Consider the following 15,555-nt stretch of genomic DNA (forward strand, 5'->3'; position numbering starts at 1 on the left):
GTTGAGCAAATCTGGTCCGCTCTGCCGCGATAAGCAGACCTCTGTGAGACGCAGCGCAACTTCGCAGATGGGCCACAAGCGGACAAAGACAGTGCTTGTTTGGAGGCGGATGCATAGCGCTCGGCGAGGGCCTTGGCGGCCAGTGAGTACCGGTCATATCGTCGGTGCTCGCCTCGTCAGACCTTCGGCATGCGCTCTTCGACAATTTCGGCGATCCTTGGCCGTGTAAACCTATCCACCGGATGAATGCTGTGGTTCTCATCGTGGTAGTACTCGCCACTATCGAAGGCGAGGAAGACACTCATCAGAAGATCTGTTCCGCCAGGGCATAACGAATTCATGGTCGCAAATAGGTCGTTTGCCACTCGATCACAGAAATCAAAATCAAGTTCATTTCTGTAGAACCCTACGGCTATTGCAAACCCAAGTTCGTTCAGCAATTCGCTGGCTGACAGGCCACCTTCTACGGTCCAGCCTACAAATTCGGCTTGGCTATACAGACTCTTAATAGGTTCAAATTCGCGCTCGGCGGATGGAAGCCGCGAACTCATTTCGTTGGCATGCTTCGACCTAAGCCTGGCAACTATCTCGCGAATAACATCACTCACTGACTTGAAATCCCAGAGAATGCGGATGGCCGCGAAAGCGCTACAATGCATCCGTCGAGCTTTTCCCGGCTTCCCAGCGATCAGGAATAACATCAGCGAAGCAGGATGTCCGCTATGAGTCAAAAGCGGCGGTCGGGCAAGCTCAAGCCCCGCGTCCGCTCTGGCTCCCTCAGCCGAAATCGCAAATGCCTCAGCCCGGTTCGGCTAAGGGCCACAACCCGACTCTCTCCCATTATAGTAGAGGCTGCTGAAATGGAGAGAGCATGAGCGTGTCCGAAATCAGTCGACGAGCCATCGAAATCGGTCAACGTGACGGTAAGATTACCTTCGATGAGTTGAATGAGCTGTGTGACAGCCGAGTATTGGACCGGAAAGACATCGACCGCATTCTAAGCGCCCTTAGCGAAGCAGGAATTTGGATTGAAGGAGAGTAGGTCTGCAATACGCCCGCCCCATGGCAGGTCGGTGCGTCCGCTGTATCGGTGGGAACTGACAGCGGATTTGTCAGCGCATGCCACCGCCACCAACCGGCACATGCACAGTGCACTCTAAAGCGCCGGCAAGCCAGGCGGCGGCTTGCGCTTGGCGGAGGCCTGCTCATACGCGTAGGCCAGACGCAGCAGCTTGTGTTCGCTCCAGGCGCGGCCTGCGAAGGTAACGCCGAACGGATAATCGGGCGTGTCCTTGCCGTCGACGCCGGCGACGAAGCCGCACGGCACGAGGACACTGGGATAGCCCGCCCTGGCGGCGATTGCGGCGCCTTCGCTGCCCGGGAACAGCACGGCGTCGAGCTTGTGCTGGTTCATGTAGGCATCCATGCCGCGGGTCTTGGCGCTGAGCAGGTCCATGGCGAGTGCCGCCTTGTACTCGCGTTCGCTTAGGTCGCCCCGGGTGAGGTCGGCTGCGAGGAAGTTGTCCTGGCCGAAGCGGAGCGCCTTGCCCGCATTGGCCTCGTTGAAGGTCACGATGTCGGTCATGGTCTTGATGGTGGTGTTGGTCGCCCAATCCCTCAGGTAGAGGTTGAGATCTCGTTTCAGCTCGTAGATGAAGACGATCCGCTGCGCGACCGCATTGCCCCTGTTGGCGCTCAGCGGATTGCGGTTGAGCACGGCCATGATCGTACCCGGTCCGCTCATCCAGCCGGCTGTCGGAATGCTGGCGCGCACGATCACGGCGCCGAGATCCTCCAGCACCTTGATCGCTTCCCCTACCACCTTCGCTCCTTTGGGGGGCAGCTTGCGGAAGAAGGGATCATTCAGCGGATCGGCGGGATCGCTCGGCACGCCGATGCGCGCACCTTTCATCGCATCGCGCGTCAGACCGGCGGTGTAATCGGCCGGCCGCCGCTGCTTTTGCGTCGCCGGATCGAGCGGGTCCTTGGCCGCGAGCACGTTGAGCAGCAGCGCCGCGTCGCGCACGGTCCGCGTCATCGGCCCCGCGGTGTCCTGACTATGCGAGATCGGCACGATGCCGGCACGGCTGATGAGCCCGACCGTCGGCTTCACGGTGACGAGGCCATTCTGGCTGGCGGGAAAGAGCAGCGAGCCCGAGGTCTCCGTGCCGATCGAGGCCGCACACAAGCCCGCCGCCACCGCGACCGCCGAACCCGCGCTCGAGCCGCCCGGGGACACGACGGGGATGCCGTGATCGTCGGCCAGCGCCGGCGCATAGGGATTCTTGACCTGACCGCCCAGCGACGAATAGCCGGAAGGCATGTCGACCGCGAGCATGTTGGAGAACTCGGTCAGATTCGCCTTGCCGAGGATCACCGCGCCGGCCTCGCGCAGCAGCTTGACGAGCGTTGCATCGTCCCGGGCGCGGGCGCCTTCCAGCGCCAGCGAGCCCGCCGTGGTCGGCTGAGCGTCGCCGGTCGCGATGTTGTCCTTCACAAGGACCGGGATGCCGGCCAGCGGCCGCTTGGCCGACGGCTTGACGCCGTCGAGCCTGCCCGCGATCGTGAGCGCGTTGGGATTGAGCGCGCGGACCGCGTTGAGCTGCGGTCCGTTACGGTCGTAGGCTTCGATGCGCGCGAGAAAGGCTTTGACCAGCGCCGTGGCAGTGACATGCCCATCGGCCAGGGCATGAGTGATATCGCTCATCGACGCATGATCGAGCCTTGCATGATCAAGCATTGGGGAGATCGGCGCCTCGGCGCTGACGGCCGCCGCGGCAATGCCGGCATTGCGGCGGGATGATTTCTGCACGGCTGCCTCGACCGACGGCGCGCGTCTCCACCACGAGACTCGAGCATGCCATCATGCCAGTGTTTTGCCCGACGGGTCAACTTTCGGGCGCATCGCGTCGATCACACAGGCGCAACGTGCAAGCCATTGAAATGACTGACCCCGGCTACTGTGCATGGGGTTGTTTTTCAGGTTTTGTTTGGCGTCTTCCTTCTCCCCTTGTGGGAGAAGGTGGCGCGAAGCGCCGGATGAGGGGTATCTCTCCGCGAATTCCGATGAGAGATGTGCTCGCGGAGAGAACCCCTCACCCGTCTCGCCGCTGCACGGCGAGCCCCCCTCTCCCACAAGGGGAGAGGGGAAGAAAGGCAGCGCGCGGCCTCAGCGGCGCGCCCCTTCGCCTATTCCCAATACCAGGCGGAGAAGTCGTTCTCGAATTGCGGGACTTCCTTCCAGACGCCCTTCAGCTTCTTGTTGATGACGGTGGGCCATTGTGGCTGGAACAGGTAAGCCGAGACTGCATCGGTCGCCAGCATGCGCTGGGCGTCACCGAGCAGCTTGGCACGGCCGGCTTCGTCCGGCGTCGAGACGATCTGCTTGTAGAGCGCGTTGAACTTCTCGTTGTTGTAACCGAGGTAGTAATCCGGCTCCGTGATCTTGACGAGGTCGAACGGCTCGACATGGCTGACGATGGTGAGATCGAAATTGTGCGGGCCATTGCCGGCGAACACCTGCGACAGCCATTGCGCCCATTCGACGTTCTCGATCTTGGCGATGATGCCGACCTTGGCGAGCTGGGCCGCGACGATCTCGCCGCCTTGCCGCGCATAGGGCGGCGGCGGCAGCTTCAATGACAGTTCGAGCGGCGTGGTGACGCCGGCTTCAGTCAGCAGCTTCTTGGCCTTCTCGGGATCGTACGGGTTGATGCCGGTGGTGTCGACATAGCCGAGCGATCCCGGCGTGTAGAAGCTGCCGATCGGCGTGCCGTAACCCTCGACCGCGCCGTCGATCAAGGCCTTGCGGTCGATCGCGGCGAGGATGGCGCGGCGAACGCGGACGTCGTCGAGCGGCTTCTTGCGGTGGTTGATGGCCACGATGGTCTTGGCCCTGGAGCCGCCGATCAGCACCGTGAAGCGCGGATCAGACTTGAACTGAGCAACCACGCGGGTCGCGATGCGCGGGAATGCGTCGACGTCGTTCGAGAGCAACGCCGCGGCCTGCGCCGCCGGATCGGAGATGAAGCGGATCGTCACCTTCGACAGCTTGATCGCGGAGGCGTTGCGGTAGTCGGCCCATTTGTTCAGCGTGATCGAGGAGCCCTTGGCCCAGGCGCCAAGCTGGTATGGTCCGGTGCCGACCGGCTGCGTGACATTGGTGCCAGCGCTCTTCGGCTCGACGATCGAGCCGCCCGCCTGGCCGAGCAGGAACGGCAGGTTCGGCTCGGAATATTTCACCGTGATCACGACGGTGTCGGCGTCGGGCGTCTCGACCTTCTCGAAGGCCTGGTACAGGCTCTTGTCCTTGTTGGTGCTGGTGGGCGCCGCGTTGCGCTCGAACGAGAACTTCACCGCCGCGGAATCGAACGCTTCGCCATTGTGGAATTTGACGCCCTTGCGCAGTTTGAACGTATAGGTCTTCAGATCGGGCGACGCGGTCCAGCTCTCGGCGAGCAGCGGTGAGGTGGAGCCGTCCTCGTTGATCTTGGTCAGCGTCTCATAGATATTGTAGAGCGTGACCTCGGCGATCGCGGCCGCGGCGGCGTTGGTGGGGTCGAGCCCCGGCGGCTCAAGGGTCATCCCCATGACGACGCTGTCCTTCTTGCTCTGCGCCAGCACCGGCAAAGGCGCCGCGACGAGCGCAGCGGCAAATGCGACGATCGATAGTTTCCTGAACATGCGCGAACTCCCCGGCCAATCCTGTTTCCAGCTTAACGCCAATCCTGCCCCGAACACTAACCTTCCATGGCCGCCTGCGGCAACGCCATCACGGCCTCGGCCTTGTGGCAGGCGGCAAGGTGCCCCTCGCCCACCTTGCGTAACGCAGGCGGAACCTCGCGGCAATGCTGGTCGGCAAGCGGGCAGCGCGATGCATAGGGGCATCCGGTCGTCACCGCCGAGTGCGAGGCGATCGCCTGGGCCCCGCGGCGGCGCCGGCCACCTCCGGCGCGAGCCCGCGGCACCGCCTCCAGCAGCGCCCGCGTATAGGGATGGGCGCAGCGCTCGAACAAATCCTCTGGCCGCCCCTGCTCGACGATGCGGCCGAGATACATCACCGCGACCTCGTCGCAGAGATAGTCGACCACGGCGAGGTCATGGCTGATCAGGATGTAGCTCAGGCCGAACTGCTCCTGGAGGTCCTGCATCAGGTTCAGCACCTGGGCCTGCACGGAGACATCGAGCGCCGAGACCGGCTCGTCGGCAACGATCAGCTTCGGCTGGGTGATCAGCGCACGCGCAATCGCGATGCGCTGGCGCTGGCCGCCGGAGAATTCGTGCGGATATTTTTCCATGTCCGCATCGCGCAAGCCGACCTGGCGCAGCACCGCGGCGACGCGGTCGCGGAACGTGGTGCGGTCGGCACCTTCCAGCACGGTCAGCGGCTCGGCGACGATCCGCGCGATGGTCTGCCGCGGATCGAGCGAGCCGTAGGGATCCTGGAACACCATCTGGAAATCACGCCGGGCGCGGCGCAGCTCGTCGGCCGGCAAGCGGTTGAGATCGCGCCCGAGCAGCGCGACCTGTCCTGCGGTCGGCCGCTCCAGCGCCATCACGACGCGCGCGAAGGTGGACTTGCCGGAGCCGGACTCGCCGACGATGCCGAGGCTCTTGCCGGCCCGGACCTGCACACTGACGCCGTTGAGCGCGCGCACCTGCCCCGGCGGACGGAACAGGCTCTCGCGCGGCAGCGTGTAGCGCTGTTCGAGATCCCTGACGTCGAGAAGCGGGGCGATGCTCATGCGGTCAGCGCTCCGACGCGTTCGGCTATCGACACGTCCGTTCGGATGCAGCGCGCAAAATGGCCGGGGCCGACGTCCACCATCGGCGGCAGCGCCGCGCGGCACTGGTCGATCACGAGCGGACAGCGATCGGAGAAGGTGCAGCCGGACGGCAGATCGGCAAGCTCCGGCACCGTGCCGGAGATCGTCTTCAGCCGCGTCCCCTTGCGCGCGCCGAGCTTGGGCCGGGCACGGAACAGGCCCTGTGTGTAGGGATGGCCCATGCGACGAAACACCTCGTCGGTCGGGCCGCTCTCGACCACGGTGCCGCCATACATCACCATCATGCGCTGGACGTTCTCGGCGATGACGCCGAGGTCGTGCGAGATCAGGATCATGGACATGCCGCGCTCCTCGACGAGATCGGCGATGAGGTCGAGGATCTGGCCCTGGATGGTGACGTCGAGCGCGGTGGTCGGCTCGTCCGCGATCAACAGGTCCGGCTCGCACGCGAGCGCCATCGCGATGGTGACGCGCTGGCGCTGGCCGCCGGAGAACTGATGCGGATAGGCATCGACACGACGCGCGGGGTCGGGCAGCCCGACGCGGTCGAGCAAGGCGATTGCTTCCCGACGAGCCTGCGCCGCCGAATAATTCTTGTGACGGCGCAGCGGCTCGGCGACCTGGTTGCCGATCGTATGCATCGGATTGAGCGCTGTCATCGGCTCCTGGAAGATCATGCTGATGCGGTTGCCGCGCAGGCGGCAATAGTCGGAATCCGGAAGTCCGACGAGTTCATCGCCGTCCAGCTTGATGCTGCCGGTCACGACGGCGCTGTCCGGCAGCAACCCCATCAACGACAACGCCGTGACCGACTTGCCGCAGCCGGACTCGCCCACGAGCCCGAGCGTCTCGCCGCGCGTCAGCGCAAAGCTGACACCGCGCACGGCCTGCGCCGGCCCGCGGCTGGTGTTGAGGCGGACACCGAGATTGTCGACCTCGATTAGCGGCATGTTGGAGCGCTCGGCCATCGTCATCGCTCCCGCGCCAGCCGGGGATCGAGCAGGTCGCGCAATCCGTCACCGAGCAGGTTGAGGCCGAGCACCGAGATTGCGATCGCAACGCCCGGATAGACCGCGAGCATCGGCGACTGGAACAGCAACGTCTGCGCATCGTTCAGCATCCGTCCCCAGGATGGCTGCGGCGGCTGCGTGCCGAGGCCGAGATAGGACAGCGCGGCCTCGGCGAGAATGGCGAGCGCGAACTGGATGGTGACCTGCACGATCAGGATCGACAGGATGTTCGGCAGCACATGCTCGATGGTGATGCGGAAGCGCCCCTTGCCCGCCGCCCGTGCCGCCAGCACGAATTCACGCGCCCAGATCGCATTGGCCGAGCCGCGCGTCAGCCGGGTCAAGGTCGGGATCTGGAAGATGCCGATCGCGACGATCGAGGTCACCATGCCCGGCCCCACGACGGCGGCGAGCATGATCGCGGACAGCACGGCCGGAAAGGCGAAGGTGAAATCGGAAAAGCGCATGATGATCTCCTCCGTCCAGCCGCGCCGGGCCGAGGCGATCAGACCCAGAGTGACGCCGAAGGTGAGACCGATGCTGACGGCGATGACACCGACCATGATGGTGGATCGGGCGCCCGCAAGCAGCAGCGAGACGATGTCGCGGCCGAAGGAATCGGTGCCGAGCCAATGCGCCGCCGAGGGCGGGCGGAGCTTTGCGGCGATGTCGATTTCGTAAGGCGACCACGGCGTCCATACCAGCGACAACAGTGCCGAAGCCAGCACCAGAAGGCTCAGCGTGCCACCGAGGACGAAGCTGCGGTGGCGCAGCGCGCGGCGCCAGAACGTGCGCGCCGGCAGCGGACGCGTTGCGACGGGCGCGTCGATGGTGATGGGCGCGCTCACAGGTCGTGCACCTTGATGCGGGGATCGATGAAGGCATAGAGCACATCGACCACGAAATTGACGATCACCACCATCGCGGCGAGCAACATCACGCAATTGCGCACCACGATCAGGTCGCGGTTGGCGATCGACTGGAAGATCAGGCGGCCGAGGCCCGGCAGGTAGAACACGTTCTCGATCACGATGGTGCCGGCGAGCAGATTGGCGAATTGCAGGCCCATCACGGTCATCACGGGGATCATGGCATTCCGCAGCACGTGGCTCCACAGCACCTCGCGCTTGCCGAGGCCCTTTGCGCGGGCGGTGCGGACGAAATCCTCGCGCAGCACTTCGAGCACGGCCGAACGCGTGACGCGCGCGAGGATCGCGGCCTGCACCACCGCGAGCGAGATCGCGGGCAACAGCAGCGACCTGATCCCCGGCCAGATGCCGTCCTCCCAGCCGGCAAAGCCACCGGCCGAAAGCCATTGCAGCCGCACCGAGAACAGCAGCACCAGGAGAATCGCGAACCAGAAATTCGGCAGCGCGATGCCCACTTGCGTCAACGACATCACGCCGACATCGCCGAGCTTGTTGTGGTTGGCGGCGGTGTAGATACCGGCCGAGAGCGCCAGCGTCACCGTGATCGTCATGGCCATGATCGCGAGCGGAATGGTCAGCACCAGCCGCTCGGCGATCAGGCTGCCGACCGGGGTGCCGTAGACGTAGGAATTGCCGAGATCGCCGACGAGGAGGCCCTTGATCCACTGCAAATAGCGAACCGCCAGCGGCTGGTCGAGGCCGAGCTTGACGGTGAGCGCGCGCACCGCGTCGGGCGAAGCATCAGCGCCCATCAGCATCTGCGCGGCGTTGCCGGGCAGCGCGTCCAGCACCAGGAAGATGATCAGCGATGCGCCGACCAGCGTCGCCAGCAGAGTCAACAGACGTCGGAGGACAAAGACGCTCATGCGCGCTCGGCTTCAGGGCTCACCCAGGCCACGATCAACATGTCCGGACGCCTTAAGCAAGCTCTTTGCTGCATCTCCATCTCCTCAAGACGGCCAGCGGGACAGAAGGTCGCTTGACGTCTCGAACAGAGCGCTCACGCGCAGCAATTCCGCATCGGCCCGGAAACGGCCGACCAGTTGGAGCCCGATCGGCAGCCCGTCGCGGGCAAAGCCCGAGGGAAGGCTGATCGCGGGGTGACCGGTCATGTTGAACGGCATTGTCCAGGGGAACCAATGCGGCCGGACGCTGTCGTAATGCCTGCCGTCGATCTCGATATTGCCGAACAGGTCCTGCTTGATCGGCAGCGCGGTGCGCGTCAGCGTCGGCATCGCCAGCAGGTGACCGCGCGCAAGCAGCGATTGCACGCGGCGGAACAACGCGGTGCGCGCGAACATCGCCTCCTGATAGTCGATGCCGCTGACTTCGCTGGCGAGCGCGAGCTGCTTGAGGAAGGCCTCGCTCAGTTCGCCCCGATGCTCGGCCGCAAGCTTGGCAAAGCGCGTGCGCCAGACGGTGTGGTTGATGGCGCGCCAGATCGGCTCGATGTCGAACCCCTCGCCGGAGAATTCCTCGAGCTCGGCCCCTAACCCGGCCAGCCGGTCGAGGCTCACCTTGAAATTGGCGGCGACTTCGGCCGATACCGGACGGCCCGGCGGCGTCAGGCAGTACAGGATCCTCAGCCCGCGCAAATCACCATGCGGGGCGGCGGTGCCGATGAAGTCGGGCACGGGCACGCCGATCGACCAGGGATCGATAGGATCTTCGCCCGCCATCGCCTGCATCATCAGCGCGGTATCGGCGACGGTGCGGGTGGTCGGCGTGACATAGGTCTGGTTGCCGAAGACGTCGAGCGCCTGGCTGTGCGGGATCACGCCGTTGCTCTGCTTCAGGCCCACGACGCCGTTGCAGGCTGCCGGAATTCGCGTCGAGCCGCCGCCGTCGGTCGCAATCGCCAGCGGCGCGATGCCGCTCGCCACAGCGACCGCCGCGCCGCCGCTGGAGCCGCCGGACGAACGGCAGGCGTCCCAGGCATTGCGGGTCCGACCGAACAAAGGTGAATCGGTGAGACACTTGCTGCCGAACTCCGGCGTCGTGGTCTTGCCGATCAGGATCGCACCTTCGCTGCGCAGCCGCGCGACGGCGACGGCATCCTCGGCCGGCACATTATTCTTGTAGGGAACGGCGCCGAAGGTGGTCTTGACCCCGTTGGTATTGACGATGTCCTTGACGGTTACGGGGATGCCGTGCAGCAGGCCGAGCGGTTCGCCCGCCATCACCTTGCGCTCGGCTTCGCGTGCCGCTGCAATCGCTTCGTCGCCGCACAACGTGATGAAGCAGTTCAGTTCGGGCTGGAGGGCCTCGGCGCGGGCAAGCACGGCACGGGTGAGCTCGACTGGCGAAATCCGCTTTGCCGCGATGAGACCGCGCAGCTCGGTCGCGGACAACAGACAGGGATCGCCGTTCATCGTCACATCACGCTCCGAAGCGGGCCGCCATTGGCCCGTAGACATTGACAGCGAGAATGACAGTTTTGTTAACTCGCCGTCCAATACAATTTTTGTCGCCAACCCATACGTTCTCGGTATGCCAATGGATCTTCGCCGGCTCCGCTATTTCGTCGCCGTCGCCGAGGCGCGCAGCATCGGCAAGGCGGCCGAGCAGCTCCGGATGGCGCAGCCGCCGCTCTCGGTCCAGATCCGCAAGCTCGAGGCCGAGATCGGCGCGCCGCTGTTCCGCCGCGGTACCCGCGGCATGGATCTGACCGAGGCGGGCCAGGCATTGCTGGCGCGCGCCAGCGAAGCGCTGGCGCTGGCTTCCGACGGCGCCGAAGCCGCGCGCGCGGTTGCTTCGGGACGGCGCGGCCGGCTGTCGGTGGGTTACATGTTCGTGCTGGCGAATGCGATGCTGCCGCGGCTCATCCCCGAACTGCGCCGCGCGGTTCCCGGCGTCGACCTCAGCTTCGTTGAGCTCAGCGCCTCAACGCGCGAGGCCCGCGTACTCGACCGCAGCGTCACAGTCGCGCTGTGTATGCCCGCAATCAATCATCCCGAGATACAGGTGGCAAAGATCGGTGCACAGCCTTTCATGCTGGCCATGCCGATCCGCTCGCCACTCGCCCGCTTGAGCTCGGTGCCGATGGCCCGGCTGCAGGGCCGCCCGCTGATCGCACTCCCGCATCCGGACCATGGGCCCGCCTCCTCCGCGGTCGTCCCTTTATTGCGTCGGCACCAGGTGGTGATGCCGATCGCCAGCCGGGTGGAGACGGTGCATTCGGCGATGAGCCTGGTCCTGGCCGGCGAAGGTCTCGCCATCTTGCCGGCCTGCGCACAGCTCGGCGCGCCACGCGGAGTCGTGTTCAGACGCCTGCGTGATGTCGCCGACTCCCTCGACATCGCAGTCTGTTGGCGGCGGGACTCCCACAGTCCGCTGATCGGAACCTTCCTCAAATGTGCCGAGAAGGCCGTCGCGCGGATGTGACGTGGACTATCAGTCCCAATTGATCTCGTGGCTCCAGGGCGGATCGGCGCCCGGACGGGTGCAGGTCAGGCCGGCACAATTGGCGGCGAAGGACAGCGCACGGCGGAGCTCGTCCGCGCCGATGTCCTTCAATCTCGGCCGGGCGATGCGACCCTGCTTGTACAGGGCGAACAGCAGCGCCGCCTGAAAGCTGTCGCCGGCGCCAATGGTGTCGGCCACCTCGACCTTTGGTGCTTGCACTTCGATCTGCCCTGCTTGCGCATGCCAGGCTATGGCACCGTTGTGGCCGCGGGTGATGACGACGAGGCTCGTCCCCTGCCCCAGCAATGTGCTCGCGCGCTGCTGATACGGCTCCTCGCCGAAGAGATAAGCGAAATCGACGTCCGACATCTTTATGAGATCGGCACTCCTCGAGAACTCGACCATGCGGGCGAGATAGGTTGGCTTGTCCTTGACGAGGTTCGATCGGCAATTCGGATCGAAGGAGATCGTGGACGGCGCCCGCGCGTCTGCGATCAGCGCCTTGGTCTCGGCCGCACCCTGGTCGTTGATCAGCGTGGTCGAGCCGACATGGACGGCCTCGACAGTATCGAACGGAATGGACCCATGCCGGTAAGTCCAGTTCCGCGTCGCGGTCTCGGCATCGTAGAAGGCGTAGTGCGACTCGCCCTCGACAATGCGGACAAAGGCGAGCGTGGTCTGGTGGTCGCTGCGGGTGGCGAGATCGAGTGCAACCTTCGATGCGGAGGCATGATCGGCGATCATGCGCCCGAACAGGTCGGTCGAGATGCCGCCGACGAAACCAGTCGGCGCGCCCAGCCGCGCCATGCCGATCGCGACGTTGAGGCAGGAGCCGCCGACCGCGGGCATCACCGCTTCGCGCCCTTCGACGTTTCGCGTCGGCACGAAATCGATCAGCGCGTCGCCGCAGGCAATCAGCATGTCCTTCAACCTCTCGCGACGCTGCGCATCGCGGCACGGCTGCCGCGATCGAGCTCGCGCAGCAGCTTGTAGACCTCGCGCTTGCGGGCGTGAAACGCGGCCATATCAGGCGCGGTCGGCTCGCTCTTGCGTCCCAGCGCCGACATCTTGGCCATGGTCTCACCGATCGAGGCATAGGCGCCACCGGCGACCGCCCCTAACATCGCGGCGCCCAGCAGCACCGGCTCCTTCGTCTGCGGCAACGCGACCGTGAGACCGGTGGTATCCGCCATGATCTGCCGCACCAAAGGACTGCGGCTGGCACCGCCGCCCATGATCATGATGCTGGAGCGGACCCCATGCGCGGCAAACGCCTCGATGACCTCCGCAAGCCCGTAGGCAAGACCGCAGAGGCCGGCGACGAACAATCGTTCCATCGCGGCGATGTCGGTGTCGAGATCAAGGCCCGCGATCACCGCGCGCGTGTCGGGATCGGCATAGGGCGAGCGGTTGCCAATGAATTCCGGCAGCACGTGGACGTCGCGCGCCAGCAGCGCGGCGCGGCTGGCACCGCCGGAGCGCGCGATGATGCGGCGCTCGAGGAAATCGATGAGATCGAGGCCTTCGCTGCGTGCCGCCGCGCTCGCCTCGCCATGGCCGGGATGCGACTTGAGGAGATGATCGATCGCAGCGCCCGCGGCGGACTGCCCGCCTTCATTGAGCCAGAACTCCGGCACCATGCCGGAATAATAGGGACCCCACACGCCCGGCACGAAGCACGGCTCCTTCGTCGTCGCCATGATGCAGGCGGACGTTCCCATGATGTAGGCGAGACGATCGCCGACATCGCTCGGGCCGCCTGCCCCGTCACGGCCGCCAATCGCACCGATACCGCCGGCATGGGCGTCGATCAGGGAGGCGCCGACCGGGGTGCCGGGAGGAAGGCCGAGCTCGACTGCTGCTGCCGGCGTGAGCCCGACGCCGAGGCGCGTACCGGGCGCAACGATTTCGGTGCCGATGCGCGCATATTTTTCGGCGACGAAGTCGGACAGGCCGATGCGCTTGAAGAACGGCGCGCTCCAGCCGCCGCCGTCATGGGCGAGATAGTTCCACTTGCAGGTGACGGTGCAGGTCGAGCGCTGCAGCGCGCCGGTCGCCCGCCAGGTCAGATAATCGGCCAGGTCGAAGAAGTGACCGGCGGCATCGAAACTCGCGCGCAGATGCCGCTTCAGCCATAGCAGCTTCGGCATCTCCATCTCCGGCGAGATCGAGCCGCCGACATAGCGCAGCACGGCATCATCGGTCTCGTTGATCAGCCGCGCTTCGGCCGTGGCGCGATGGTCCATCCAGACGATGACGTTGCGTTGCGCCTCGCCGGAGGTGCTGACGGTGAGCGGCTCGCCTTGCGGATCGAGCACCACGAGGGAACAGGTGGCGTCGAAACCGATGCCGCCGATGCTGCCCGGCGCAATCGCTGCTTCCGCCATCGCCGCGCGCACCGATTTGGCGCAGGCCTGCCAAATGTCCTCCGACGACTGCTCGACGATGTCGCCGGCCTCGTGCCAGATCCTGATCGGATGCCGGGCCGTCGCGAGCAGCGTGCCGGCCTCGTCAAACACCCCTGCCCGCGTGCTCGTGGTCCCCACGTCGACGCCGATATACGCTCGCGGCATGGTCTCTCCCGGTCCGTCCGTTTTGACGGTGAGCCTACCAGCAAGTGTAGCCGCCATCCACCAGCACGATGCTGCCAGTCATCAGGCTCGCGGCCTCGGACGAGAGGAACAGCACGACGGAGGCGATCTCCTCGACCTGCCCCATGCGCGCCATCGGAGTTCCACCGATCCAGGCGTCATACATTTTCGGATTGCTCTTCACGAAGGCGTTGAGCGGCGTCTCGATATAGGTCGGCGCCACCGCGTTGACGCGGATGCCGCGCGCGCCCCATTCGGCGGCCAGCGACTTGGTCAGATGGTGCACGGCGGCCTTGGAGGCGTTGTAGAAGCACTGCTCCTGCGGTTTGTTGACGATGAAGCCGCTCATCGAGCCGACATTGACGATGGCGCCGCTTCCAGCCTTCAACATGTGCTTGCCGAACTCGCGGCAGCACCAGAAGGTGCCGTTGAGATTGACGTCGATGACGTTGAGCCAGTGCTCGTCGGTAACGGTCTCGGCCGGCGTCTCGCTCCGCGCGATGCCGGCATTGTTGACGAGGATGTCGACCTTGCCATGGCGGGCGACGAGATCATTTGCCACCTCCGCCACGCGTGTGGTGTTGGTGACGTCCATGATTGCGGTCTCGATGTCGTAGCCCTTCGCCCTCAGGCTGGCTTTGGCGCCGTCGGCGACCTTGCCGTCGCGGTCGCCGATGATGACCTTCGCGCCGGCCTCGGCCAGCGCCTCCGCGCAGGCGAGGCCGATGCCCTGGCCGCCGCCGGTGATGAACGCGGTCTTGCCGCTCAGCCTGAATTTTTCCAGATACATGGTCGTCTTTCCGTCTTCTTGCCGTTTCTTGTCAGCCCCGAAGAGCGTTGCCGCTCTCGTCGAAGCGGTGAATGCGTGCAGGGTCGGGCATCAGCGACACCCGGTCGCCGGCATGCAGGCTCAATTCGCCGATGTAGCGCGCCGTCAGCATGCCGAGCGCACCGGCGTCGACGTAGAGGAAGGTGTCACTGCCGAGATGCTCGGCCACCGCAATGGTGCCCTGCCAGCCGCCACCGCCGTCGCGCTCGATCTTCAGATGCTCCGGCCGGACGCCGATCGTCGCTGCCCCCTTCTGCAAAGCGGGCTCGCCGGTGACGAAATTCATCTTGGGCGAGCCGATGAAGCCGGCGACGAAGAGATTGGCGGGTCGCTCGTAAAGTTCCAGCGGCGAGCCATATTGCTCGATCTTGCCGCCGTTGAGCACGACGATCTTGTCTGCCATGGTCATGGCCTCGACCTGGTCGTGGGTGACGTAGATCGCGGTGGTGCCGAGCTGCTTCTGAAGTCGCGTCACCTCGATGCGCATCTGCACGCGCAGCGCGGCGTCGAGGTTGGAGAGCGGCTCGTCGAACAGGAATGCCTTGGGCTCGCGGACGATGGCGCGGCCGATCGCGACGCGCTGGCGCTGGCCGCCGGAGAGCTCGCGCGGCTTGCGGTCGAGGTAGGGCGTGAGATTCAGCGTCGCGGCGGCCGCCTCGACCTTGCGGTTGATCTCGTCCTTCGGCAAGCCCGCCATCTTGAGGCCGAAGCCGATATTGCCGCGCACGCTCATATGCGGATAGAGCGCGTAGGACTGGAACACCATCGACAGCCCGCGCTTGGCGGGCGGCGTATCGACGACGTTCTTGCCGTCGATCAGGATCTTGCCGCCGCTGACGTCCTCGAGCCCCGCGATCAGCCGCAGCAGCGTGGTCTTGCCGCAGCCGGAGGGACCGACGAACACCACGAAGGAGCCATCGGCGATCTCGAGGTCGGCGCCCTTGATGATGTGCACGGGGCCGAAGGATTTCTGCACGCCCTGAAGTGTGATCTGACCCATGATCC

Annotated in this window: 14 protein-coding genes; 2 read left to right on the plus strand and 12 right to left on the minus strand. The window is 65.3% G+C overall.

The features are described from left to right. Positions 1 to 176 precede the first annotated feature (176 nt). On the minus strand, positions 177 to 701 hold the full coding sequence (locus I6F33_RS20295; RefSeq protein ID WP_225143955.1) for a hypothetical protein: 525 nt from the start codon (positions 699 to 701) through the stop codon (positions 177 to 179). Between the two features lie 170 nt (positions 702 to 871). Here I6F33_RS20295 and I6F33_RS20300 point away from each other — a divergent pair, with 170 nt between their 5' ends. Beyond that, positions 872 to 1,042: an RNA polymerase sigma factor region1.1 domain-containing protein gene (locus I6F33_RS20300; RefSeq protein ID WP_225143957.1), complete on the plus strand. Its 171-nt coding sequence runs from the start codon at positions 872 to 874 to the stop codon at positions 1,040 to 1,042. 114 nt (positions 1,043 to 1,156) lie between these two features. Here I6F33_RS20300 and I6F33_RS20305 read toward each other — a convergent pair whose 3' ends face one another. The 7 genes from I6F33_RS20305 to I6F33_RS20335 all read right to left on the minus strand — a co-directional run bounded on the left by I6F33_RS20305 (position 1,157) and on the right by I6F33_RS20335 (position 10,097). Next, on the minus strand, positions 1,157 to 2,812 hold the full coding sequence (locus I6F33_RS20305) for an amidase family protein (RefSeq protein ID WP_225143959.1): 1,656 nt from the start codon (positions 2,810 to 2,812) through the stop codon (positions 1,157 to 1,159). 377 nt (positions 2,813 to 3,189) lie between these two features. Further along, complete coding sequence (locus I6F33_RS20310) at positions 3,190 to 4,683, minus strand: ABC transporter substrate-binding protein (RefSeq protein ID WP_225111803.1); 1,494 nt, start codon at positions 4,681 to 4,683, stop codon at positions 3,190 to 3,192. A gap of 56 nt (positions 4,684 to 4,739) precedes the next feature. Further along, the gene (locus I6F33_RS20315) at positions 4,740 to 5,744 is read right to left on the minus strand and encodes an ABC transporter ATP-binding protein (protein ID WP_225143962.1); all 1,005 of its coding nucleotides are present in this window, start codon (positions 5,742 to 5,744) and stop codon (positions 4,740 to 4,742) included. Continuing rightward, entirely contained in the window at positions 5,741 to 6,754 is a 1,014-nt protein-coding gene (locus I6F33_RS20320; RefSeq protein WP_225143964.1) for an ABC transporter ATP-binding protein, read from the minus strand. Before I6F33_RS20320 ends, I6F33_RS20315 begins: the two co-directional genes overlap by 4 nt. Positions 6,755 to 6,756: 2 nt before the next feature. Then, complete coding sequence (locus I6F33_RS20325; protein WP_036005488.1) at positions 6,757 to 7,644, minus strand: ABC transporter permease; 888 nt, start codon at positions 7,642 to 7,644, stop codon at positions 6,757 to 6,759. Further along, a complete protein-coding gene (locus tag I6F33_RS20330) occupies positions 7,641 to 8,591 on the minus strand; it encodes an ABC transporter permease (RefSeq protein ID WP_036005490.1) in 951 nt (316 codons plus the stop codon). The genes I6F33_RS20325 and I6F33_RS20330 overlap by 4 nt, the downstream gene beginning before the upstream one ends. Before the next feature lie 84 nt (positions 8,592 to 8,675). Continuing rightward, entirely contained in the window at positions 8,676 to 10,097 is a 1,422-nt protein-coding gene (locus tag I6F33_RS20335) for an amidase (RefSeq protein ID WP_225144062.1), read from the minus strand. A gap of 124 nt (positions 10,098 to 10,221) precedes the next feature. Between I6F33_RS20335 and I6F33_RS20340 the strand changes: the two genes are divergently transcribed. Beyond that, entirely contained in the window at positions 10,222 to 11,109 is an 888-nt protein-coding gene (locus I6F33_RS20340) for a LysR family transcriptional regulator (protein ID WP_225143966.1), read from the plus strand. A 9-nt stretch (positions 11,110 to 11,118) separates the two neighbouring features. Here the strand turns inward: I6F33_RS20340 and I6F33_RS20345 are convergent, their stop codons facing one another. From I6F33_RS20345 to I6F33_RS20360, 4 genes are read right to left on the minus strand one after another with little or no spacing between them, the layout of a single operon-like run. Beyond that, complete coding sequence (locus tag I6F33_RS20345; RefSeq protein ID WP_225143968.1) at positions 11,119 to 12,051, minus strand: carbohydrate kinase; 933 nt, start codon at positions 12,049 to 12,051, stop codon at positions 11,119 to 11,121. A 5-nt stretch (positions 12,052 to 12,056) separates the two neighbouring features. Continuing rightward, the gene (locus I6F33_RS20350; protein WP_225143970.1) at positions 12,057 to 13,703 is read right to left on the minus strand and encodes an FGGY-family carbohydrate kinase; all 1,647 of its coding nucleotides are present in this window, start codon (positions 13,701 to 13,703) and stop codon (positions 12,057 to 12,059) included. Positions 13,704 to 13,737: 34 nt separating this feature from the next. Next, on the minus strand, positions 13,738 to 14,511 hold the full coding sequence (locus tag I6F33_RS20355) for an SDR family NAD(P)-dependent oxidoreductase (protein ID WP_036023419.1): 774 nt from the start codon (positions 14,509 to 14,511) through the stop codon (positions 13,738 to 13,740). A 31-nt stretch (positions 14,512 to 14,542) separates the two neighbouring features. Beyond that, complete coding sequence (locus I6F33_RS20360; RefSeq protein ID WP_036005503.1) at positions 14,543 to 15,550, minus strand: ABC transporter ATP-binding protein; 1,008 nt, start codon at positions 15,548 to 15,550, stop codon at positions 14,543 to 14,545. Positions 15,551 to 15,555 lie beyond the last annotated feature (5 nt).

It is taken from the genome of Bradyrhizobium sp. BRP20 (assembly GCF_020194215.1).
Classification (GTDB): Bacteria; Pseudomonadota; Alphaproteobacteria; order Rhizobiales; family Xanthobacteraceae; genus Bradyrhizobium; species Bradyrhizobium yuanmingense.